Here is a 24,289-nt window from a genome sequence, read left to right as displayed (position 1 = left end):
TTTGACGCGGTGATTAAGACGCTTCCGGGGCGTCAGCTGCTGGCCATCACCTCGATGAGTTTCTGGCGCAGCGCGTTCAACTCAATCGGTTTCGCCAAATAGCCGTCCATGCCCGCCTGCAGGCACCGCTCTGCCTCACCTTCCAGCGCATTTGCGGTGATGGCGATGATAGGGGTGGGGGGCATTTGCAGCGACTTTTCGGTTTCCCGAATCTCGGCCGTCAGTTCAAATCCATCCATGATCGGCATGTGACAATCGGTCAGGACCAGATGGAAATCACCGGAACGCCAACGCTTCAGGCCTTCAGCGCCGTTGCTGGCGATGTCATGTGGAAAGCCTATTATTTCCAATTGCTTACTTAGAACGACTTGGTTGATCTCATTGTCTTCGACCACAAGGATTCGGGTTGTGCCAGCGGCCTCTGGCGCCGGTTCAACGGGGGGCTGCGTTGGCGTTGGTTCCTCGACGGTTTGACGGCCAGCCAGGGTGGCGATGGCCAATAGAAGATCCGATAGCATCAAGGGAAAGATCTGGACCAGATAGCTGTCTGGATGGGTCAGCCCGTAGCGGGCGGAGCGATCTGAAGTGAACCGCAGGAACTTGGTGCCGGGCAACATCCGCTCAACGGTGCGCTGAACCTCATTGCCCAGCACCACGTCGTCGGTGGGGAGGATAATGATAGGGGTCTGTGCGAACCTGAGCCGGCTCAGCTGCTCAACCGAGTTTACAAAGTCGATCTTGGCGCCGCTCCGCTGCAGCATTTTGCGTAGCCCGTCATCGATGTTGATATCGCTGAGCGAAAAGCAGACGATTTCGGTGTCTGTGATGTCGGGTAGGCGGCTGGGGCCGTCGGCCTTGCGCAATGGCAGGGTGACGGTGATCTCCGTGCCAATACCGGGCTGGCTGTCGACGTTGATCTTGCCGCCGAGAAGCTCCACCAGATTTTTGGTGATCACCAGCCCCAGCCCGGTGCCCGAGATATGCATCTTGGAGGCACCCTCAGCCTGGCTAAAGGGCTGGAACAGGCGATCTTTCATCGAATCGTCCATGCCGATGCCATTGTCGGATAGGCGAAATTCAACCCGATTGTCGCCAACTTTGGTCACCCGGAAGAAGACCTCACCATCGCGATTGGTCAGCCGGCGCGAGGAAAACTTGATGGCGTTGCTTGCAAGGTTCAGGAGGATCTGGCGCAAACGGCCCGAGTCGGAGATCACCCAATGCGGAATGCGTGGATCAATGAAAAGCCGCAGCCGGACGTCGGAGTCATCGGCGAGCGGCCGCAAGGTTTGCGCAACCCCTTCGATCACCGGCAAAAGCTCGGTCCGGTTCAGTTCAACATCCAGTTTTCCGGCCTCGATCTTGGACGCATCCAGAATGTCGTCGATGATGCGCAGCAGCGAAAAGGCTGAGTTGCGGATTGTACCAACAGTCGGGGCCTGACGTTCATCCACGCCCATGCTTTCCAGCACTTCCAGCATGCCGATCAGCCCGTTCATAGGGGTACGGATTTCATGGCTCATATTGGCCAGAAACTCGCCCTTGGCGCGGCTGGCCTGCTGGGCCTGGATCAGGGCATTGGCGGCTTCGGTGTTCGATTGGCGGGTCAGATAGGCAAAATACCCAAGCTCCGCCATCAGGATGATGGCCACGGTCATCCGAATGAAGAAATCGGTCTGGGCATTTTGCGCCGCGGTGTTGGCCTGTGGCTGGCTGGGCAGATTGGGCAGCAAAAGCTCAGAGAGCCCCAGAAAATCAGACCCAAGTGCCAGCAGCGCCAGCACTATCAGATAGGCACCGATGACAATCATCGTGCGCCGTTCGCGTTCCCAGGAAAACACCAGGAACGGGAAGGCCAGCAGCGCAAAGAAGTAGACTTCGGGGCTGGCGTGATCGCCGCCAGCAAGGGCGGTTAAGAAACTGACGAGAGAAGCCACCAGTAGCCAAAACACCCTGCCCAGATAGTGGTATCCGCGCCAGAACAGCAACACGATCACGAAGTAAGGCGCGAGGGATATCAGCGTGTAGACAACCGAGGCATACATCCCGTTCCACAGGAAGTAGATCAGCCAAGGCACACCGGCAAAGATCGACAGTCCCACGGCCACATAGGCGGCTTTGATCCGACGGATCAGATCGCGTGTGAGGGCCGGAGAATTGGGCGGTGACGTCATTGAATGGCCTTTGTGGGCGATAGTCCGGCAGAAAAGCGTGGATGGGTGAGGTCGTAATAGGAGAAGTTTAGGCCGCTCCGTCATCTTTAGAAAGGTGCAATTCCAGCTTGCGGCGCAAGTTCTCCATTTCCACGGGCTTGGACAGGTAGTCATCCATTCCCATCGCCAGACAGCGCTCGGCCTCGCCTTTCAAGGCATTGGCAGTGATAGCGATTATCGGGATCCGGGGAGCGCCTGTGTCGGCTTCGGCCACGCGAATGTGGCGGGTCATTTCAAAGCCATCCATCAGGGGCATCTGGCAATCGGTCAGGATCAGATCATAGCGGTCGCGCTGCCAGGCCTCCAAACCCTCCTGACCATGTTCGGTCAGATCATGGGGGTAGCCCAAGATTTCCAGCTGTTTGCTGAGAACCTGTCGGTTGATCTCATTGTCTTCTACCACCAACAGCCGGGTGTTGGTCGCGGATGGGGCGGTTTTGGGCGCTTCGTGATGGGTTTGCGTTTGACGTTCAATCGCGGCAGGAGGCAGGCTTTCTGTATCCAGATCCGAGGCCGGATTTGGCTTGGCCTCTGATTTGGGCAGGGTGCCCCCAAGCCCGGCCAGAGCGCGGAACAATTCGGTGCCCATCATCGGGAAAATCTGGATCAGATAGACCCGTTCATTCTGCAACCCATACCGCGCAGCGCGTGAGGCGCTGAAGCGGATGATGCGGGCATCAGGCACATAATCTTCGATGCCGTTTTGCAGCCGGTCCGCCTCTGCCTCATCCGGGGTTGGCAACATGAAGATCGGTGGTGGCCCGTTCAGCGGCAGCAGATCCTTCAGGTCCGAAACGGTGCTGACGAAATGCAGATCCGCGCCCCCACCTTTTAGGATTTCATCCATGCCGGTGCGTACTTCTTGGTCAAGCAGATCGAAACACACCACCTGCAGCCCCTTCAGACTGGGTTGGTTCTGCGGTCCTTCAGCGGCCTCCATCGGTAGGTTGATCAAAACCTGGGTCCCACCGGATTCGCCGGGCTTAACCTGGATCTCACCCTCCATCAACTCCACCAGCGAACGAGTGATCGCCAGACCCAGACCTGTCCCGCCAACAACCTGGCGCGATGCGCTTTCGCCAGCGGCGAAGGGCTGGAACAGATCGGCCATGACCTCGGCACTCATCCCGGTGCCGTTGTCGCGCACCTCAAGACGGAGTCCGCCATCGGGGCAATGGGTGACGTGCAACAACACCCGACCACGGCGCCCTGTGAGGCGTTTGGCGGAATATTTCACGGCGTTGCTGAGAAGGTTCAACAAGACCTGCCGCAACCGGCCCGAGTCTGCCCAGATCCATTCCGGCAGCGTTGGGTCGACCAACATGCGCATCTCAACATCCAGACTGTCCGCCATGGTCTGCAGGGTCTGCGCCGCCCCTTCGGCAAGGGGGCGTAATTCCACTTTGGTGCGCTCAACCTTCAGCTTGCCCGCGTCAATCTGGCTGGCATCCAGAATGTCATCGATAATGCGGAGCAGCGAAAAGGCCGAGTTCCGGATCATGCCGATGGAACGCTCATGTTTGCGATCATCATCCATGGTTTCCAGCACTTCGATCATGCCGATCAACCCGTTCATCGGGGTGCGGATTTCATGGCTCATATTGGCCAGAAATTCACCACGGGACTTGGCGGCGGCATGGGCATCTTCCAGCGCTTTTTCAGTCTCACTGGCCGAACGCTGGGTGAGATAGGCAAAGTATGTCAGTTCCACCAGCAGCACACTGGCGACAGTCATCCGCACGCCCCAGTCGATTGTGGTGGGATCCATCAGCGAAGACGACAGCCCGGTGGGGAACCAACTGGGGTCACCGAATCGGTCAAATCCCAACGCCACAACGGTCAGCATGAAATGATAGGCGACCATCCCCCAAAGTTGCCGCTTCTCCGCGTCCCATGAATAGAACAGGAAGGGGACGCCGATAATGCTGAGGAAGACCAGTTCGGGATTGATATTGGTGCTGTAGTAAAGTGTTGCCAGCAGGCAGGTGGCCGGGAAGGTGATCAGCCAAAACGCCCGCGCCAGTCTGTGCATCCCCAGCATATATAGGCCAAAGGCCGCCCATGTGGGCCAGGCCGCAAAGGTTGTTGCCAAGGCTGAGCTGGTATCGCCGAGCGCTAGGAAGACAATCATCCATAGCAGGCAGATCGCACTTGTAATCACAACGGCGACGCGGGCCAGCTGCGCCCGACGGGCAACGTCACGGGCGCGGATAATTGATCTTATGTCTGCCTGGTTCATAGGGGGTGCGTCGGCGATCCTCTGCCGTATTCGGGTTTGACTATATTACTGTTCCCGACCCATCCGCAGGAGTCAAATCGCTATACCTGCGCCTGTGAGGCGCCGGTTTGATCTGGTAAAGGTTGTGTGTTGAAGGGGAGGACGGACCGTTCGGCGGCGCCGGATCAGTCCAGATTGAGTGCGTGCGCCAACGTACGGCGCAACTGCTGCAGCTCAAAGGGTTTGGCCAGAAAGGCGCTCATCCCGGCCTCAATACAGCGTTTGGCTTCGCTGGACTGCGCGTTTGCAGTGATCGCGATAATCGGGGTTGGCCGGGCATCTAGCTGTGCCTCGGTCTCGCGAATACGCCCTACCATTTCAAAACCATCCATCACCGGCATATGGCAATCGGTCAAAATCACATCGTAGAGGCCGGACTGCCAGGACCTGATGCCCTCAAGCCCGTTGGACACGACGGCATGGTCGATGTTCAGCTGCTCCAGCTGCGAGGACAGGACAGTTTGATTGATTGCGTTATCTTCCACCACCAAGACACATTTGTTGGCGAAATCGATGCTGCGTTGGGCGTTTTCCCGGACGGTGGCGCGCGGTGCGGCCTCAACCGGCGCAAGGGTGGGGATGGCGCCAGATAGCTGCCCCAAAGCACGATAGAGGTCGGTTGCCATGGTGGGATGCGTCTGTATCTGAAAGGCGCGCGGATCAAGCTGGCCAAAGTCGGCATGCCGGACCGAGGATAGGATCACGAACCGGGCATCAGGGATCTTGGCGGCAATGCGTTCGCGCAGGTCCGGGTGATTGGAACGCGCGGCTGGCGACAGCAGGAAGATCGGATTTGGCTTCGGTTCCTCCAGCATTTCCAGGAACAGCGTCGGATCTTCCACAAACTCCAGATGGCCCCCCGCCTCAGCGATGCGGGTGTGATAAAGCTGGCGTTCATACTGGGTCTGCGGCGCAACAAGGTAGGTGTTGCAGCCGGCAATCGTGGGCCGCACCTTGGGGCCACGGGCGGTGGGTAGGGGCAGGATGACCGTGATCTTTGTGCCGCGCCCTTCGGTGCTGCGGATAACGATCTTGCCGTTCATCAGGGTGACCAGCTCATGTGTGATGGCCAGACCCAGACCCGTGCCCCCAACCTGTTTGCGCGAGAATGACTCGCCAGAGGCAAAGGGCTGAAACAGCTCGCGCTGCACGGCCTCACTCATCCCGATGCCATTGTCGGAGATGGTGAAGATCACGGTTTCCTTGGCGCCGGGTTCCACATGAAACCGCACGCTGCCGGTGCGTTGGGTCAGCTTGGTGGCGGAATATTTGATGGCGTTGGACAAAAGGTTCAGCAGCACCTGGCGCAGCCGCCCGGCATCGGTTTCGACCCACTCGGGCAGTTTCGGATGGATCAGCAGGTGCAGCCGCACGTTCAACTCATCCGACAAAGGCTGCAGCGTGAGGGCGGTTTGTTCCACAAGCGGCTGTAGTTCGCAGTCACTTGGTTCGATGGACAATTTGCCCGCCTCAATCTTGGAGGCATCCAGAATATCATCGATGATCCCCAGCAGCGCAAAGGCCGAGCTGCGGATGGTGCCCACCGCGCGGCTTTGGCTGACACTGAGGTGCATGGTTTCCAAAATCTCAATCATCCCGACGATTCCGTTCATCGGGGTGCGGATCTCGTGGCTCATATTGGCCAGAAAATCACCCTTGGCCCGGGTCGCGCCAAGGGCCTTCTCGCGCGCCAGCCGGGCACCGCGCTGGGCAATGTAGCTGCGGCGGCTGAAGTGCCAGATTTGGGCAATCAGCAGGACGGCGACGGACAGGCGGACCATCAGAATATTGGCGGTGATATCGCTGGGGGTGTGATCCTGGATCGGGAAGAACATTCCACGCAAAGGCAGCACATCATGTGCAAAGATCAGTGTACACAGCACCAGGGACAGGCCGGAAAGCCATAGTGCAGTGCGAAACTCATCCTGCCAGGAGAACACCAACAACGGCAGGCCAAGCAGCATGAAGCCACTCAGCTCCGCGCTAGTGTTGGCCCCAAAGATATGAGAGGTGATGAGGAAAATTACCCCAATCGTGATGATCCAGAACACCCGGGCCACATAGTGATACCCCTGCCGCAGGAGGAGCATCACAAGGCCGGAGATGGCCAATAACAGGGCCATAAAGCTCAGCCGTGCGGTATCGCCATCCAACAAGAGGAAAATCGACCACGGGACAAGCAGGGCAAGCTGTAACCAGATGGTAAACCGAAACGTTTGCAGCCGCTGCCGCAACTCCTCTTTGGCAAAGGGGATATCTGGTTGGTCGGCGTGCACTTTATCCTCTGAAAACTTACCACTTTAGGATAGGGTATCAGGATGTGCTGTAAAGGCGGACTCCTTTTTTAGCACGGGTAAAATGCGCGGCTTGATGCAGGTGATTTACTGAATTTTCGGATGTAACCTGTGTGTCACCTCCTAGTTTATTGGCTAATTCTGTGTGCCGTTCCAAGCCATGGCAGCGCCTCGAAATTGTCACTGGCGATGGTTGACAATATGTAGCGAATGCTGGATAGAGCCTGCACCCAACGAAACGCGTGTTGGCAGGCGCCCGAAACCTGCCCCAAGACAGACCGCGATTCGGAGTCGGAGTGTAGCTCAGCCTGGTAGAGCACTGTCTTCGGGAGGCAGGGGCCGGAGGTTCGAATCCTCTCACTCCGACCACTTTATTTCTTCACAGTTCAGATGCGTGGCAGCAGGTCTGCAATTGTTGCGCTGTAGCGGCGCAGGACGGCATCGCGGTCCACGTGGCGGCCTGCCTGAACCATGTGGCGTCCGGCGGACCAAGTGTCAGTAACAATACCCTCAGGTGCGGCGAAACACAGACCGTCCAGCAATTGATCCCCCTGCAAGGCGCATAGCGCGGGGTGGTTGCTGTCAATGGCGACCAGATCGGCCAGTTGCCCCGGTGCGATTGTGCCTGCCTGACGATCCAGCGCCTGTGCACCGCCCCGCGCTGCATTCAGGTAGAGCGATGTGCCGACCGAACCTTCGCCCGTGATCATCACATTGCGCGCCATGTCGCGCAGACGTTGGGAGTATTCTAGGCTGCGCAGCTCTTCGCCCAGCGCGATCCGAACGTTCGAATCTGAGCCGACCCCAAAGCGCCCGCCGTGTTCCAAAAACACCGGCCCATTGAATGGGCCATCGCCCAGATTTGCCTCGGTGATGGGGCAGAGGCCGGCCACCGCGCCGCTTTTTGCCATGGCGATGGTTTCTGAATCTGTCATGTGGGTCGCGTGGATCAGGCACCAGCGTTCATTGACCTCGGCGTTGTCCAGCAGCCAGGCGACCGGACGTTGGCCCAGCCTTGCGGTGACATCCGCGACCTCTTTCTGTTGTTCCGCAATATGGATGTGCACCGGCCCGTTCGGCGTGGCCTCCAGAACCTGGGCAAGGTCGCCGGGACTTGTGGCGCGCAGGGAATGCGGGGCGATGCCAACCCGTGCGTCAGGCGGCAGGTGGGTTAGGCCGGTTTTGCAGGCCTCAACCAGATCCAGATAGCGCGTGACATCATTGCCGAACCGCAGCTGACCACCCGCCAGCGGTTGCTGATCAACACCGCCATAGCTGTAAAGAACCGGCAGATGCGTCAGCCCAATGCCGGTCTGATGGGCGGCGGCGTAGATCCGGTTGCTCAGCTCAGACAACTGATCGTAAGCGCGCCCGCCGGGTTGATGGTGCACATAGTGAAATTCACCTACCGCAGCATAGCCTGCTTCCTGCATCTCCATGAAAACCAGGGCCGCGATCGCCTCAACATGGTCGGGTGTCAGATGATCCAGAAACCGATACATCAGATCGCGCCAGGTCCAGAAACTGTCTTTCCCTGCGGCGCGAACCTCGGTCATGCCAGCCATTGCGCGTTGGAAACTATGGCTGTGCAAATTGGCCAGCGCTGGCAGCAACACGTCGACGCTATGGTCCGCATCGGTCGCGGCCGCGTTTTCTTCGATGCCGGTGATGATGCCATCAACAAAGGTGACGCAGCAGTTGGAAAGCCACTGCTGCCCGCATAGTACCTGATTGGCGTAAACCTTCATGTTGATCTCTTTTTGTATAGACATTTAATTTTTAGACCTATACCTAAAAAATCGCTTCACGCAACTTTGGAATGGCTGACATGAGTCCAAAACTGATCCTTCGAAACGCCAAGATTGCGACGATCAATGAGGGCGCTGTTGGCTATGGGATGATCAATGCGGGGGCACTGGTTCTGTCTGATGGGCAGATCGAATGGGTCGGGGCCGAACAGGATCTGCCCGCGCAATATGTTGGCGCTGCGGCGGAGGATCTTGCGGGTCGGTTGGTGACGCCGGGCTTGATTGATTGCCACACCCATGTGGTGTTCGGCGGCGACCGCGCGCAGGAATTTGAGATGCGCCTAAACGGGGCGGGCTATGAGGAAATCGCCCGCGCTGGCGGTGGCATCAATTCAACCGTGAAGGCCACGCGGCAGGCCGCCTTTGAGGATCTGGTCACCAGCGCCTTGCCACGGGTGGATGCGCTGATCCGCGAAGGGCTGACCACGCTTGAGATCAAATCGGGCTATGGGCTGGAGCGTGAGGCCGAGCTGACGATGCTGCGGGCCGCGCGGGAGATCGGCAAGCGTCGGGACGTCACCGTCAAGACCACCTATCTGGGGGCCCATGCCACGCCGCCTGAATATAAGGGGCGCGATGACGCTTATATCGATGAGGTTGTCATCCCAACGCTGATTGCCGCGCATCAGGAAGGTCTGGTCGATGCAGTGGATGGTTTCTGTGAAGGGATTGCCTTCCAGCCGGATCAGATCGCGCGGGTGTTTGAGGCTGCCAAATCCTTGGGCCTGCCGGTCAAACTGCATGCCGAACAGCTGTCCAATCTGGGGGGCGCCAAGCTTGCGGCCGCTTACGGGGCGCTTTCTGCTGATCATATTGAATATCTGGATGAGGCCGGGGTGCGGGCCATGGCGCAGGCGGGGACCACAGCGGTTGTCCTGCCGGGGGCCTTTTACACGTTGCGAGAAACACAAAAACCGCCGGTGGAACTGCTGCGAACCCATAAGGTGCCTATGGCGCTGGCCACGGATTGCAATCCCGGATCCTCACCGCTGACCTCACTTTTGTTGACGATGAACATGGGCTGCACCCTGTTTCGCCTTACCCCGGCCGAAGCCTTGGCGGGCGTCACCTGCCATGCAGCGCGTGCGCTTGGCCTGTCAGACAGGGGCGTGATCGCCGTTGGCAACCGTGCTGATCTGGCGATCTGGGATGTCAGCCACCCCGCCGAATTGTCTTATCGCATCGGGTTCAACCCGCTCTACAAACGTATCTTTGGAGGTCAAGCGTGATCCCTCTCACCCTTACACCCGGTCAGGTCGACCTGACGCAGCTTGAAGAGATTTATCGCACCGAAGCAACAATCCGTCTGGACGATAGCTGTCGCCCGGCGATTGAGGCTGCCGCTGATCGCATTGCCGCCGCCGCCGCCGGGGACGCGCCGGTCTATGGGGTCAACACCGGGTTTGGCAAACTGGCCAGCATGAAGATCGCGCCTGAGGACACCGCCACCCTGCAGCGCAACCTGATCCTCAGCCATTGCTGCGGCGTGGGTGAGGCGATGCCGCGCCGGATGGTGCGGCTGATGATGTCGCTTAAATTGCTGAGCTTCGGGCGTGGCGCATCCGGCGTGCGCTGGGCGCTGATTGAGCTGATGCAGGATATGCTGGCCAAGGGGGTGACACCCGTGGTCCCGGCCAAAGGATCGGTTGGCGCATCCGGGGACTTGGCCCCGCTGTCACATATGACCGCCGTGGTGATCGGTGCGGGTGAGGCCGAATATCAGGGTGAGGTGCTGCCCGGTGCCGAGGCGTTGGCGCGGGCCGGGTTGCAGCCGATTGAGCTGGGCCCCAAGGAAGGGCTGGCCTTTATCAACGGCACCCAGTTTTCCACGGCCTACGGTCTTGCCGGTCTGTTTGAGATCTGGCGCGCGGCGCGCAATGCATTGGTCGTGTCCTCGCTGTCGACGGATGCGATCATGGGATCCACGGCGCCGCTGCAGCCTGAAATCCACGGCCTGCGCGGTCATCGCGGCCAGATCGAGGCCGCTGAGGCGATGCGGGCCATTTTGGACGGATCGGAAATCCGCGAAAGTCATCGGGATGATGACACCCGGGTGCAGGATCCCTATTGCATCCGCTGTCAGCCGCAGGTCACCGGCGCGGCGCTGGATGTGCTGCGCCAAGCCGCGCAGACGCTGCTGATTGAGGCCAATGCCGCCACGGACAATCCACTGGTGCTGACAGAGGCCGGTTTGATCGTTTCTGGCGGCAACTTCCACGCGGAGCCGGTTGGGTTCGCTGCGGATATGATTGCGCTGGCTACCTCTGAGATTGGCGCGATCAGCCAGCGGCGCATCGCGCTGATGGTGGACCCGACCCTCAGTTTTGATCTGCCCCCTTTCCTGACGCCGGATCCGGGTCTGAACTCGGGCCTGATGATCGCCGAGGTGACAACCGCCGCTTTGATGAGTGAAAACAAGCACCTTGCAAACCCCTGCGTGACCGACAGCACGCCGACCTCGGCCAACCAAGAAGATCACGTTTCCATGGCCGCCCATGGTGCGCGTCGTCTGATGCAGATGGCTGAAAACCTGAATTACATCCTTGGGGTCGAACTGCTCTGCGCCGCACGTGGGGTGGAATTCCGCGCGCCCCTGCAGACCAGCCCGGTGCTGCAACAGGTGCTGACCCGGCTACGTCAGGATGTGACCCGACTGGAAGAGGACCGCTACATGGCACCGGACCTAGAGGCGGCCAAAGCGCTGGTAGCATACGGGGCCTTGCTGGACGGGCTGACGGCAGAACTGCCGGAGCTGGCCTGATGCAGGTATTTGACGTCATCCGGGGCGATAGCCCGATTGTACTGGGCCAGCCGCATGGTGGCACCGAGGTGCCCGGGGCGATTGCGGGGCGCCTGAACCCCAATGGCACGCAGCTGGCGGACACGGATTGGCATATCGCGCAGCTCTATGAGGGGCTGCTGCCGGGCGCGACGATGGTGCGATCACATGTGCATCGCTATGTCATCGACGCCAACCGCGATCCGGCCGGTGTGTCGCTTTATCCCGGTCAGAACACCACAACGCTGGTGCCGCTGACCGATTTTGACGGGCAGCCGATCTGGCACGCGGGGCAGGAGCCCTCAGCCGATGAGGTTGAAGCGCGGCGACTGGCCTACCATGCGCCTTACCACGATGCCTTGGCGGCCGAGTTGGACCGGGTGCGCGCCAAACATGGCGTGGCGATCCTGTTTGATTGCCATTCGATCCGGTCAAATATTCCGTTTCTGTTTGAGGGCGAACTGCCCATTTTCAACACCGGCACCAATCTGGGCACCACCTGTGCGCCCGCGGTTGAGGCCGCGGTGGATGACATCGCCCGGGCCTCCGGCAGAACCGCGGTGCTGAACGGCCGTTTCAAAGGGGGGTGGACCACGCGCCACTATGGGCAACCGGCCCAAAACATCCACGCCATCCAGATGGAAATCGCCCAACGCGCCTACATGCAAGAAGCTGCGCCCTGGGCCTGGGGTCCGTCCCGTGCGGCGGATCTGCGGCCGCAGCTGCAGAAGATGTTGGACCACCTCACAACCCTTGCCCTCTCGGGCGCCATTACTTCCGAAGGGAGCGCATGATGACCGATCCTCGCAAAAACAGCCGGGATGTTTACCCGCCCACCGGCACCACATTGACCACCAAAAGCTGGCTGACAGAGGCACCCTTGCGGATGCTGATGAACAACCTGCATCCCGATGTGGCCGAAAACCCGCATGAGCTGGTGGTGTACGGCGGTATTGGCCGCGCCGCGCGCACCTGGCAGGATTTCGACCTGATCGTCGACAGCCTGAAACAGCTTGAGGCGGATGAGACCTTGGTGGTGCAATCCGGCAAACCGGTGGCCATTGTGAAAACCCACAAAGACGCGCCGCGCGTGCTGATCGCGAACTCAAACCTCGTGCCGCATTGGGCGAATTGGGATCACTTCAATGAGCTCGATAAGAAAGGTCTGGCGATGTACGGCCAGATGACGGCCGGCTCGTGGATCTATATCGGCAGTCAGGGCATCGTGCAGGGGACCTATGAAACCTTCATGGAGGCTGGACGCCAGCATTATGGCGGTGACCTGAAAGGGCGCTGGATCCTGACCGGTGGTCTGGGTGGCATGGGGGGCGCCCAGCCCTTGGCGGCAGTGATGGCCGGGGCCTGCTGTCTGGCGGTGGAATGTGATGAGAAATCCGCCGATTTCCGTCTGCGCACCCGCTATGTGGACGAAAAAACCCACAGCCTTGATGAAGCGCTGGAGATGATTGAGCGTTGGACCAAGGCGGGTGAAGCCAAATCGGTCGCCCTGATTGGCAACGCCGCCGATATCTTCCCCGAGATTCACAAACGCGGCATCCGACCCGACATCGTGACCGACCAGACCAGCGCGCATGATCCGGTGAACGGCTACCTGCCGCTGGGGTGGAGCGTTGCCGAATGGCGCGCCAAAATCGAAACCGCCCCGAAAGAGGTGGAGCGCGCCGCGCGTGCCTCGATGAAGGTGCAGGTGGCGGCCATGGTTGCCTTCCACAACGATGGCGTGCCGACCGTCGATTATGGCAACAACATCCGTCAAATGGCATTGGAGGAGGGGCTGGAAGATGCCTTTGCCTTCCCAGGCTTTGTGCCGGCCTATATTCGCCCGCTTTTTTGCCGCGGCATTGGTCCGTTCCGCTGGGCGGCGCTGTCGGGGGATCCGGAAGACATCTACAAGACCGATCAAAAGGTCAAAGAGCTGTTGCCGGACAACAAGCACCTGCACAACTGGCTGGACATGGCACGGGAACGTATCGCCTTTCAGGGGCTGCCGGCCCGGATCTGCTGGGTGGGTCTGGGCGATCGCCATCGCCTTGGCTTGGCCTTCAATGAGATGGTCAAAAACGGTGAGTTGAAAGCGCCGGTGGTGATTGGCCGGGATCATCTGGATTCGGGTTCGGTTGCCTCACCCAATCGTGAGACTGAGGCGATGATGGATGGGTCTGACGCCGTGTCGGACTGGCCGCTGCTGAATGCCTTGGTCAACACCGCCTCAGGCGCCACCTGGGTCTCGCTGCACCACGGTGGTGGCGTCGGCATGGGCTTCTCACAGCATTCAGGCGTGGTGATCTGCGCCGATGGCACTGACGATGCGGCCAAGCGGCTGGAGCGGGTTTTGTGGAATGATCCGGCCTCGGGCGTTTGGCGTCATGCAGACGCCGGATATGAAAGCGCCAAGGACTGCGCGCGCCAGCATGGTCTACGCCTGCCGGGGATCCTTGGCAGCTGATCACCTGACCAAGAGGCAAACCATACGATTGCGCATCTAGTGCGGTGAAATGCGCACCCTCCGGCCCTCATCTTGGGGGCCGGAGTGTTCTTTGGCGATGGGCTTGCCGCGCCAAACTACCAATATTTACAGGGGCACCCTGTCGTTTTCGACGTTTTTCCATGCGAAATTGTCGGAACAGAGCGGTTGAGCCAAACCTCCCAAAATACCGTGGATCCACATTATAAAATGGGAGGAAGACATGTCAGACGATACCGATACCGACTATGAAGTCGGTCAAGATAACGTCCAGATTTTCGGCCTAGACATCCACAATCCAGTGTTTGCTGTCTCAGGCCTGACGATCCTTGCTTTTGTGTTTTTTACTTTGGTGTTTCAGGAGCAAGCAGGGTCGTTCTTTGGCTGGCTGCGGCCTGCGCTGACCAGTCAGTTTGATTGGGTCTTTATGTTGGCTGGCAACATCTTTGTGGTGTTCAGCCTGCTGCTGATCGTGACCCCCTTTGGCCGCATCCGATTGGGGGGTGATGATGCCAAACCCGATTATTCCTATGCCGGATGGTTTGCGATGCTGTTTGCCGCGGGCATGGGCATTGGTCTGGTGTTTTGGGGTGTGGCCGAGCCGATCTCGCACTATGGGGCGTCGCTTGGCGGCACTGCGCTGGGTGATGGCGGGGTGCGCACCGACTGGGCGCCGCTGGGTGCTGCGGCCAATGACCCCGAGGCGGCCAAATTGCTTGCGATGGCGGCGACGATTTTCCACTGGGGTCTGCACCCCTGGGCGATCTATGCGGTTGTGGCGCTGGCGCTGGCCTATTTTGGCTACAACAAGGGCCTGCCGCTGACCATGCGGTCGGTGTTCTACCCCATCTTTGGTGAGGCAACCTGGGGGCCCATCGGCCATGTCATCGACGTACTGGCCGTTTTTGCAACGATCTTTGGTCTGGCAACATCGCTCGGGCTTGGCGCAGAACAGGCGCTGGCCGGCTTGAACCACCTGTTTGGCTTCGGCATCTCAGATGGCAGCAAGGTGCTGCTGATCGTGTTGATCACCGCCTTTGCCTTGGTTTCGGTGGTGGCCGGTCTGGAAAAAGGGGTGAAACGCCTGTCCGAGGTCAACATGGTACTGGCGGCGGCCTTGCTGATCTTGGTGCTGATTGTTGGACCAACCCTTGCCATTTTGACCGGGTTCTTCAGCAACATCGGGTCTTATGTTGTGAACCTTCCAGCGCTGTCCGGCGTGATCGGACGGGAAGACACCAACTTCATGCAGGGCTGGACGGCCTTCTACTGGGCCTGGTGGATTTCCTGGTCACCCTTTGTGGGCATGTTCATCGCGCGGGTGTCCCGCGGCCGCACCATTCGGGAATTTGTGATCTGCGTGCTGATCATCCCGACCATCGTTGGGGCGCTGTGGATGTCGGTCTTTGGCGGCGCGGCACTGGATCAGGTCATGTCTGGAGCGGGTGAGGCAGTTTCAGCCGCAGGGTTGGAGTTGAAGATGTTTGTCATGTTCGAAAGCTTCCCGCTCTCTGGTGTGTTGTCCTTCATAGGGATCGTTTTGGTCATCGTGTTCTTTGTCACCTCGTCTGACTCTGGCTCACTGGTGATCGACTCGATCACTGCGGGCGGCAAAACCGACGCGCCCACGGCACAGCGTGTGTTCTGGTGTGTGCTGGAAGGGGCCATTGCCATCGCCCTGTTGCTGGGCGGCGGTTTGGCAGCCCTGCAAGCGGCGGCAATTGCCACTGGCTTCCCCTTTGCGATCGTGCTGGTTCTGATGTGTGTGTCCTTGTTCAAGGGGCTGCTGTCTGACCGGCAGAAGTAAGGTTAACCGAAGCGGCTCATCAGGGCGGCGTCACTCAGAAGGGGGACGCCGCACCTTTCATGTCACGACGTTGATACCGGGCCCCAACCCTTGTCCCGACTTTCCGTCCCAAACCTGGGGCACAGTGTCACCCTCGGCGGGCACTCATTCCTTGCGGTACCAATAGCTAGACAGCTTTACTTTCAGTTGTTTAGGGTGGGGGCAAGCGATGGCGAAGCGCTGCCGCCGTTACGGATATTGACCGTAGGGGGGTATGGGGACCCAACTTGGTATAGGTTGAACTGCCTGAGCCATGGGTCTAATGCGCCAGCAACTTGTTTGCGCAACGTCAATTCAGAATGTCGCGGCCCCAAAATCTGGCCCGAAAGTTGAAAGCGCTGCGTCTGATGGGGGCTGCGGCCCTTAGGTTCGTTTGTGTGAGTATAGGTCAATTAACCCCCCACCGTGGCCGGAGCGTTTGATGCAAGACTATCTTGATGAAGACAGTGTGAGAGAAAGCGATCTGCGCCGAAGCCTGTATTTCGGCCGGTTCGTTGCCTTCTGTAACATCATTCTGATCCTGCCCTGGGGGCTCTACTTTGTGTATCAGCGGGACTGGACCAGTGTGTACAACACTGCCCTCGCGATCCTGCCAACCCTGTGTGTTGTGGGCATTTTGTTCACCCGCTTCCACTACATCGGTCGCCTCGTTTGGCTGAATCTACTGTGCTATAATCTGGTGTCGCGCGCTTACCAGTTTGGCCAGCATGTCGACAATGAGATTTCCTCATTCTGGCTGCTGGCGATGCCGTTCCTGCTGTTTTCCTCCCTTGCGGAACGGCGCACCCAATTGGTGATGTCGGCGCTTTGCGCTGGCTCGGTGATCTTCGTGTTGTCGATGGATTATCTTGGGCTGCACCCACCAACCGATGCACGCCCCCCGGAGGAGGTGGCCGGCATCGAATTTGGCGTTCGCATGACCACCGTCGCGATGTTGATCGCGCAGATGCTTTATTTTGGTTACCTCAACCGCAAGTTGACCAACGGCCTGCTGCACGCGATTGACAATGCCCGGCAGGCGGCCAAGGCCAAGGGGGAGTTTCTGGCCAATATGAGCCACGAAATCCGGACGCCGATGAATGGCATGATCGGCATGCTGGAGGTGTTGGAGGCGGAAGGGCTGAAAGCCAAGCAGCGACCGCTGGTCGGGACCATCCGAAACTCAGCCCTGTCTCTGTTGCGGATTATTGACGACATTCTGGATGCCTCCAAGATCGAAGCGGGCAAAATGGATGTGGCCAATTCCCGGATGGAGCTGATCCCGGTAATTGAAGGGGCGGCGCAGACCCTGCGGGTGATGTCTGACGAAAATCAGGTGCGGATCCGCCACTTCATCCATCCCGATATGCCCAATTGGATCGTTTCTGACTCGGGCCGTTTGCGGCAGGTTCTGCTAAACCTTCTCAGCAATGCGGTGAAGTATTCCGCCAAACGCCTGACCGGTCGTGACGGTGTCGTATGGATGATTTCGGATCTGGATGAAGCCGGCAACATCCGCTTCACCTTCCGTGACAATGGCATCGGGATGAGTGACGCCTTTCAGGCGGAGATGTTTGAACCTTTCTCGCAAGGCGAGGCGCCCGCAAAGCGCCAGGTTGAAGGCACCGGGCTTGGCTTGGTGATTACGCTCAATCTTGTGACGCTAATGGGAGGAAAAATCGAGGTCAAAAGTAAGGAAGGCGAAGGGTCTGAGTTTGTAGTGACCTTGCCTGTTGTGACTGCAGATGGTCCCCCAACTCATGCAGACCTGCAAGGGCGTCATGTGATTTGTCTGTCTGCAATCATTGATGCTGCCGAAAAGTACCTGCGAGAATTTTTTGATCGCAAGGGAGTCGAGGCCGAGTACGTCTATACACGCGAAGAGGCGTTGGAAGCCGGGCGGTTGGTTGAGCGCCCAGTGTTTCTGCTAACCCAGTCAGACCGGGACGAAGATGAGGCCACCATGTCTTTCCTAAGGACCGCATTGCCAGGCGCGCGATTTGTGGTCTTTGGCGTGTCGCGGGCGGCGCGTTACGGCCGGATCAACAAAGACACCTATATGGTTCAAGTGCGTCCGATCCTTGTGTCTGATTTGGTGAGCGGCATCGAGGAAATGACGCGAGACGATCACAACGAGGCGGAGCCCAAAACCAACGTCCCGAGCCGGGTTGCCCCGCTGGATCAGCGGCTGCGAATCCTTGCCGTCGAAGACAACATGATCAATCAGGCCGTGTTGGCCAAACAGCTGGAGCTGTTGGGCGTGGAATATGACATGGCGGCCAATGGTCATGAGGGTTTGGATCTCTGGCGTCAGAACAGCTACGATCTGGTGCTGTCGGATTGCTTCATGCCGATTATGGATGGGTTTGAGCTGACCGCCGCAATCCGCGCGCAGGAGCAGCGTGAGGATCTGACCCCCACCCCGATTGTGGCGCTTACGGCGGATGCCATTCAGGGCAAACATGAGGCATGCCGGGCGGCGGGTATGGACGACACGCTGATCAAACCGGTGGAACTGGCCGAACTACGTGAAAAGCTGCTGCGAAATGTGACCATCGGAAATTCAGATGCGGCCTAATCGGTCAGGCGCCCCTCGGCCAGAACCAGACACTGCGGGTCCGTTATCTTGGCAAATGGGTGTGTGCCGTTGTGTTCGAAGCTCTGAAACGGGACCTCAGCGATGGTTTGATGGCCCAGTTGGCCCAGCACATAGGCCTGGGTTGTAGCAGATGACAGCTCCCCCACGACATGGGTGAAACCGCGAGTTTTGGCCCGCTGATGCGCAGCCTGACGCATGGATTTGTACAAGCCCAACCCCCGGGCGGCGGGGCTCACTGCGCCCATATCCACCAAGATCACATGCCCCGGATCGATGCTGCGTTGGGTGCGGTACTTGGCAGCCAGCGCTGCGGTTAATGCGGCAAGCGGGGCAAAGGCTGCATCCTGCGGTGGCGTCGGATACAGATGTGCATGAAAATCGGTGACGATCAGACAGCCAAGCACCTCCCCCGTCTTTTGGTGCTGCGCGACAACGGACAGGCCCTCCTGCACCATCTGTTGAAACCCGTCCTGCAAATAGGTGCGATAGGCCTCTAGCGTGATGCCAAGCGCCTGATGCAGGGTGCTGCTAGCCACAAAAACAGAAGTGGCCAAATCAAAGGCAGCCGGCGCAAGGTCAGCGCCAAGCGGCTGGATGAGGATATCTGGGTTCGTCATATCCTCACATAGAGGCATCAAGCCCGGCGCCGCAACGGGGCAGGCCAAGGAGGGATCCCGCGATTGGGGGCGTGATTACGCCTGCCAGATTGGCCGTTGCGTTGTCGGCAACGGGGCACAGGCCTGATCAACCTGCTGGCGCATCCGATCCAGCCGGGTGTGATGGGGGCTACGCAGAAGAATCTGCATCTGCCGCTCCGCACGCCAGGCCTCAATGGTGCCAAACTCCGTCTCGGCATAGAAATGGCTGGCATCATGCGACAGCACCTGCGCTGCTGTCGAAAGGGCCTCGGTCACCTGGCGGAAGCTACCGGCCTGTCCGGCACCGTCCAGCTGGCCGCGCAGTTGCAACACGGCGGGGCGGATGCGGCGCTGTGCGTTAAACGCTGTTTGTTTGCTCATGCAGTGCCCCCCACAACGCTGAGGCGCGGGCCGCTGTGGCGTGACGGGGTCGCCTCACCAACGGCGGGGAACCGGGCGGCCAGTTTCAGGCCTTCGCGGATCAGGTGCGGGTCCATCAAACCACCGGTTAGCCGCTCAACCGCGTCACGCGCTTTGGGCGTCTGATCACGGCGCATATGGTGCAGCATGTCCATCAGCGCCTCTTCGTCATCGCTGAGTAGGGCGCGTTGATCCAGATCTAGGGGATCCATGAACGACAGATCCGACTTGCGGCATTCCCACAGCATACGGATGACACCCTGCATGCGCTGACACAGGGCCAACCCCACGGTTTCGCCCCAGCGTTCTACGGCAACGGTCTGGGCACGGACCCAGGCCTGGGTTTCCGGGCTGCGATAGGTGGTGAGCATGTGACGGATGACCGGCAGCAGCCCCATTTCAAACGCGTCGTAGGGGCAGCCGTCTACGCGTTGGGTGCAAGCGGTCAATGCAGTTGGGTGCAGTGTCATTTCGGGTCCTTTCCAAACGGTAACTGAGTGCAGGGACCTGGCTGACCGAGGGAGGGCTGACTTGGTTTGACTATTAACTGACAAAAACACTAGGGATTTGCAATCCCCTAAAAGCATAGTGTGCCGAGCGGGGGCCGCTGCCCAACAGGGGGCGTGACCGGTGTTCCATCACAGACGCTATGCCTGAAAAACGCCCAAAGCTTAGAATTTGCGCAGCGGCGCAGGATTTGGGCAGAGGGACTGACTGATTGCGGATTGATGCAGTAGACCTACGGGTATGGTCCGCCCGCCGCATTGATTTTGTTTCGCTTTCCTGTTCGTTCTTTTGCGATTGACCGACTTGTAATCGCGTTTTGGCGCGGCTTTGCGTTTGACCAGAGGGTCAAAACCCACCAGAGTACCGGCGCATGGTCGCATGATCATATGCGAGTCTTTAACAGGGATAAGACACATGAAAACCCATTCGTTTATTGTTTCGGCGGCTGTCGCTGCTGTTGTTGCGGGCACCTCGGCTGCTTCGGCAGACACGCTGCGCCTGCTGACTTGGGGCGGTTACGCTCCGGAAGAGGTTGTTGCGAAGTTTGAGGCCGAAACCGGCCACACCGTTGAGGTGACCAAATCGAACAACGAAGAAATGATCGCCAAGCTGCGCGCCACCCGTGGCGGCGGTTTTGACCTGGCTCAGCCGTCGCAGGACCGTATCGCCGGCCCGCAGGCCGAGTTCGGCATCTACAAGCCCATCGATCTGAGCAAGATCGACGCTTCGCAGTTCATCCCCTCGATGCTGGAAGCCACCAAAGGCAACACCACCGTTGACGGCGAAGTCTATGGCGTTCCCCACGTTTGGGGCACCTCGGGTCTGGTTGTTGACACCGCCAAAGCGAGTTCGGTCAAAGATTACACCGACCTGTGTAACGCGGATGTTGCCGGCAAGGTTTCCTACCGTCTGAAGCGCCCGACCCTGATCGGTTTCGCTTACTCGATGGGTCTGGATCCGTTTGCCGCCTATGGTGACGAAGCCGCCTATGCCGAGATCATGGGCAAAGTCGAAGACAAGCTGATCGAATGTAAAGCCAACGTCAAAACCTACTGGGGTGGCGGTGATGAGCTGATGGGCCTGCTGCGCTCGGGCGAAGTTGTTGCTTCGATGGCCTGGGACACCGGCGGCTGGAAGCTGAATGCCGACATGGCCGACATCACCTTTGTTGCGCCTGAAGCTGGTGCACTGGGCTGGATCGATACCTTTGTTCTGCCCGCCAAAGGCAAAGCGGATGACGCGGCCTATGCCTGGATCAACTTCGTGATGCAGCCGGAAGTGGCCGCGATGATCACTGCCGCCGCTGGCAACTTCACCGCATCGCAAGGCGCTGACGCCTATGCCGATGACGCGCTGAAAGCCCGTTACCAGGCCTCCTTCCCGCAGGAAGCCATCGACAACATCAAATGGTACCCGCCGGTTCCTGCCGGTCTGGAAGCCATCGAAGGTGGTGTTCTGGATCGCGTGAAAGCGGCCAACTAAGCCTTTTTGATATCAAACGTGACGCCTGCCCCCTGTTGGGGCGGGCGTCTGCACATTTTACGGACCCGATGATGACTCCCGATCTTGAATGTTCTGCGCTGACCAAACGGTTTGGCGACACCACCGCCGTTGAAAACGTTTCCTTCCAGGTGCCGCCTGGGTCTTTCTTTTCGATCCTCGGGCCGTCGGGCTGTGGCAAAACCACCATCATGCGCATGATCGCAGGCTTTCTGGAGCCCAGCGAAGGCGACATTCGCATCAAGGGAAAATCGGTCCTGAACGTGGCGCCCAACAAACGTCCGGTGAACATGGTGTTCCAGCATCTGGCTCTGTTCCCGATGATGAATATTGCCGAAAACATCGGCTATGGCCTGCGCCGTCAGGGCATGGACAAGACCCAGATCGGCCGCAAGGTGGACGAGGCGCTGGACCGTATCGGCCTGCCGGGCATCGGCAGCCGAAAGGTGGATGAGCTGTCCGGTGGTCAGAAACAGCGTGTGGCCATTGCCCGCTGCATGGTTCTGGAACCCGATGTGCTGCTGCTGGATGAACCGCTGGGCGCGCTGGATCTGAAGCTGCGCGAACGCATGAAGGTTGAGCTGAAGTCGCTGCAGGCCGCTTTTGACACCACCTTTGTTTACATCACCCACGACCAGTCCGAGGCCCTGGTCATGTCCGACAATATCGCCGTCATGAACAACGGCCAGTTTGAACAGATGGGCAGCGGTCAGGATCTCTACTACCGGCCCGAAAGTGCCTTTGTGGCGGGCTTTGTCGGCGACACCAACCGGTGGCAGGGCAAGGTCACCCGCAAAGAGGGCGACGCGATCGAGCTGGTCACCGAAAACGGTCTGACCCTGCGCGGCGCGACCCACGGGCGGGATCTGAGTGACGGTCAGCAGGCCGATGTCTTTGTGCGCCCCGAAGCGATCCGGATCGCCCATGACGCCGCCGATCTGGCGCATTTTGACAACCGAATTTCCGGTCGTGTGACTTCGCTCCTGTTCAATGGCGCTGCCAGCCGGATCCTTGTGGGCTCCGAAGATGGCCGTGAAGAGATCGAAGTGAACCTGCCGCAATCCGGTGAGTTCTCTTCCATCGCCAAGGGCGACGCGGTCCACATCGGCTGGGCCTCGGATCAGGGCAACTGTTTCAAGGCAGGGGGCAACTGATGCGGACCGAAGCCAAAGTTGGGCTGGGTCTTCTGCTGACGCCACTGCTGTTGTGGCTGTCGCTACTGATCTTCATCCCCCATGTTGATATGTTCATCGTCTCGCTGCAGGAACGCATCGGGGTGGGCAAATACCAGACCAGTCTGGCGAACTACCTGACCTTCTTTCAGGAACCGCTGTACCTCTGGACCTTCCTGCGCACCGCTGTGATGTCGATCCTGGCGACACTGATGACCCTGCTGATCGCCTTTCCGGTCAGCTACTACATCGCCAAAATGGTCAAGGGCCGGTTGCAATCGGCGCTGTTCCTGATGTGTCTGGTGCCGTTCTGGGTGTCGGAACTGGTGCGGACCTTCGGCTGGATGATCCTGCTGCGGGAAACCGGCATCTTTTCGAACCTGTTGCAGTTTGTTGGCCTCGCCGACGGGCCGGTCGAGATGTTGTACAATGACGGCGCGATCATGCTGGGCCTTGTCTATACCTCGATGCTGTTCATGGTGGTGCCATTGGTGACCACACTGGAAAGCCTTCCGGATGAGGTGATTGAAGCGGGCTATGATCTTGGCGGTTCCGGCCTGAGTGTCCTGCGTGAAATCATCATCCCCCACGCCATGCCGGGCATCGTGTCGGGCTGCATCGTGGTCTTCATGCTGAGCCTCGGCAACTACCTGACCCCCACTATGCTGGGCGGCAAGGAAAGCCTGTGGTTCACCGAGCTGATCTATTCGCAGTTCATCGTGCGCTTCAATTGGGAACTGGGGTCTGCCTTTGGCTTCATGCTGCTGATCCTGTCCTCAGCGATTGTCTGGGGCATGTTGAAGCTGACCGGTCAGTCGCTTGAGAAAACAATGGGCTAAGGGAGAGACTTCATGATTCCATCTATTCCCCAATCCCGTTTCCTGACCACCGCCTATGCGGCCTATATCGTGGTCTTCTTTGTCTTTCTGGCGCTGCCGCTGCTGGTGGTTGCAGGCTTTGCCTTCAACGACAGCCAGTTCCCGTCACTGCCGTGGGAAGGGTTCACCTGGAACTGGTTCTTCGGTGATGAACGCCCCATGATCGGTGTGTTCCATGAACGTTCGATCCTGCGTGCGATCGGCACCTCGATCCTTGTTGCGGTGCTGGTGTCGGCGCTTGCGGTGGCGGTTGGCCTGTCCAATGCCTTTCTGTTCAACCGGTACAAGTTCCGTGGTCAGGGCATTCTCTACGTGCTGATGCTGCTGCCACTGGTGATCCCGGGCATCGTGCTGGGCATCTCCATTCTGGTGTTTTCCAGCCGTGTGGCCAATGGCCTCTGGGATGGTTACCGCATTGATATCGAAGCACTGCGCCCGGGCCTTCTGCTGGTGATCTTGGGGCAGTTTTCTTTCATCACCACGATTGCCACGCTGGTGATCGGCGCCCGCCTGCAGAAGTTTGACCGCACGCTGGAAGAGGCGGCGCTGAACCTTGGGGCAGGGCGGTTGGTGGCCATCCGCACCATCACATTGCCCTATCTGGCACCGGCAATGGTGGGGGCTTTTGTGGTTTCCTTCCTGATGAGTTTTGAAAACTTCAACACCACGCTGATGCTGGTCGGCTCGGACGCGCCGCTGACCATTGCGATGTTTGACCGCCTGAAAGAAGGCTCGACTCCGCTGCTGAACGCGGTGTCGCTGCTGCTGATGCTGGGGTCCAGTTGTCTGGCGCTGATCATGATCTTCTTCCAGAAGAAGTAATGCACCATCGCAGAGCATAGAAAGGGCGCGGCTGGGTTGGCCGCGCCCTTTTGTTGTTTCTGAAGGCTTGT

17 protein-coding genes and 1 tRNA gene are annotated in these 24,289 nt (G+C 59.1%); 11 read left to right on the top strand and 7 right to left on the bottom strand.

What is annotated here, in order from left to right:
- Positions 1-32: 32 nt before the first annotated feature.
- The 3 genes from TL5118_RS16300 to TL5118_RS16290 form a co-directional block, all read right to left on the bottom strand.
- On the bottom strand, positions 33-2,174 hold the full coding sequence (locus TL5118_RS16300) for an ATP-binding protein (RefSeq protein WP_058245379.1): 2,142 nt from the start codon (positions 2,172-2,174) through the stop codon (positions 33-35).
- Between the two features lie 67 nt (positions 2,175-2,241).
- The gene (locus TL5118_RS16295; RefSeq protein WP_058245378.1) at positions 2,242-4,452 is read right to left on the bottom strand and encodes a hybrid sensor histidine kinase/response regulator; all 2,211 of its coding nucleotides are present in this window, start codon (positions 4,450-4,452) and stop codon (positions 2,242-2,244) included.
- Positions 4,453-4,616: 164 nt separating this feature from the next.
- Entirely contained in the window at positions 4,617-6,767 is a 2,151-nt protein-coding gene (locus TL5118_RS16290) for an ATP-binding protein (protein WP_058245377.1), read from the bottom strand.
- A gap of 310 nt (positions 6,768-7,077) precedes the next feature.
- On the opposite strand from TL5118_RS16290, the gene TL5118_RS16285 reads away from it, so the two are divergent.
- Positions 7,078-7,154: transfer RNA gene (locus tag TL5118_RS16285), tRNA-Pro, on the top strand.
- Positions 7,155-7,171: 17 nt separating this feature from the next.
- Here the strand turns inward: TL5118_RS16285 and TL5118_RS16280 are convergent.
- Positions 7,172-8,533 carry a formimidoylglutamate deiminase gene (locus tag TL5118_RS16280; RefSeq protein ID WP_058245376.1) on the bottom strand — a complete coding sequence of 454 codons (1,362 nt, stop codon included), beginning with the start codon at positions 8,531-8,533 and terminating at the stop codon, positions 7,172-7,174.
- An 80-nt stretch (positions 8,534-8,613) separates the two neighbouring features.
- Here TL5118_RS16280 and hutI point away from each other — a divergent pair, with 80 nt between their 5' ends.
- The 6 genes from hutI to TL5118_RS16250 all read left to right on the top strand — a co-directional run bounded on the left by hutI (position 8,614) and on the right by TL5118_RS16250 (position 18,260).
- The gene (gene hutI / locus TL5118_RS16275; RefSeq protein WP_058245375.1) at positions 8,614-9,822 is read left to right on the top strand and encodes an imidazolonepropionase; all 1,209 of its coding nucleotides are present in this window, start codon (positions 8,614-8,616) and stop codon (positions 9,820-9,822) included.
- Entirely contained in the window at positions 9,819-11,354 is a 1,536-nt protein-coding gene (hutH, locus tag TL5118_RS16270; RefSeq protein ID WP_058245374.1) for a histidine ammonia-lyase, read from the top strand. Before hutI ends, hutH begins: the two co-directional genes overlap by 4 nt.
- Positions 11,354-12,166 carry an N-formylglutamate deformylase gene (gene hutG / locus TL5118_RS16265; protein ID WP_058245373.1) on the top strand — a complete coding sequence of 271 codons (813 nt, stop codon included), beginning with the start codon at positions 11,354-11,356 and terminating at the stop codon, positions 12,164-12,166. The genes hutH and hutG overlap by 1 nt, the downstream gene beginning before the upstream one ends.
- The gene (gene hutU / locus TL5118_RS16260) at positions 12,166-13,839 is read left to right on the top strand and encodes a urocanate hydratase (protein WP_058245372.1); all 1,674 of its coding nucleotides are present in this window, start codon (positions 12,166-12,168) and stop codon (positions 13,837-13,839) included. The genes hutG and hutU overlap by 1 nt, the downstream gene beginning before the upstream one ends.
- Positions 13,840-14,080: 241 nt before the next feature.
- Positions 14,081-15,664, top strand: coding sequence for a BCCT family transporter (locus TL5118_RS16255; protein ID WP_058260809.1), 1,584 nt, complete (start codon positions 14,081-14,083; stop codon positions 15,662-15,664).
- Between the two features lie 460 nt (positions 15,665-16,124).
- A complete protein-coding gene (locus TL5118_RS16250) occupies positions 16,125-18,260 on the top strand; it encodes an ATP-binding protein (protein WP_058245370.1) in 2,136 nt (711 codons plus the stop codon).
- On the opposite strand, the gene TL5118_RS16245 is transcribed toward TL5118_RS16250, so the two are convergent.
- From TL5118_RS16245 to TL5118_RS16235, 3 genes are all read right to left on the bottom strand, one after another.
- A complete protein-coding gene (locus tag TL5118_RS16245; protein WP_058245369.1) occupies positions 18,257-18,898 on the bottom strand; it encodes a GNAT family N-acetyltransferase in 642 nt (213 codons plus the stop codon). The genes TL5118_RS16250 and TL5118_RS16245 overlap by 4 nt on opposite strands.
- 75 nt (positions 18,899-18,973) lie before the next feature.
- Positions 18,974-19,300, bottom strand: coding sequence for a hypothetical protein (locus tag TL5118_RS16240; protein ID WP_058245368.1), 327 nt, complete (start codon positions 19,298-19,300; stop codon positions 18,974-18,976).
- A complete protein-coding gene (locus TL5118_RS16235) occupies positions 19,297-19,809 on the bottom strand; it encodes a hypothetical protein (protein ID WP_058245367.1) in 513 nt (170 codons plus the stop codon). The genes TL5118_RS16240 and TL5118_RS16235 overlap by 4 nt, the downstream gene beginning before the upstream one ends.
- Before the next feature lie 451 nt (positions 19,810-20,260).
- On the opposite strand from TL5118_RS16235, the gene TL5118_RS16230 reads away from it, so the two are divergent.
- From TL5118_RS16230 to TL5118_RS16215, 4 genes are all read left to right on the top strand, one after another.
- Complete coding sequence (locus TL5118_RS16230) at positions 20,261-21,328, top strand: extracellular solute-binding protein (protein WP_058245366.1); 1,068 nt, start codon at positions 20,261-20,263, stop codon at positions 21,326-21,328.
- Positions 21,329-21,399: 71 nt separating this feature from the next.
- A complete protein-coding gene (locus TL5118_RS16225; protein WP_058245365.1) occupies positions 21,400-22,500 on the top strand; it encodes an ABC transporter ATP-binding protein in 1,101 nt (366 codons plus the stop codon).
- Positions 22,500-23,357 (top strand): ABC transporter permease, encoded by an 858-nt coding sequence (locus TL5118_RS16220; RefSeq protein WP_058245364.1) that lies wholly within the window; start codon positions 22,500-22,502, stop codon positions 23,355-23,357. The genes TL5118_RS16225 and TL5118_RS16220 overlap by 1 nt, the downstream gene beginning before the upstream one ends.
- A gap of 12 nt (positions 23,358-23,369) precedes the next feature.
- On the top strand, positions 23,370-24,218 hold the full coding sequence (locus TL5118_RS16215; RefSeq protein WP_058245363.1) for an ABC transporter permease: 849 nt from the start codon (positions 23,370-23,372) through the stop codon (positions 24,216-24,218).
- Positions 24,219-24,289: the final 71 nt, after the last annotated feature.

The sequence above is a fragment of the Thalassovita autumnalis genome (assembly GCF_001458255.1).
GTDB lineage: Bacteria > Pseudomonadota > Alphaproteobacteria > Rhodobacterales > Rhodobacteraceae > Thalassobius > Thalassobius autumnalis.
The sequence above is the reverse complement of the archived record's forward strand: the minus strand, read 5'-3'. Positions and strand labels throughout refer to the sequence as shown.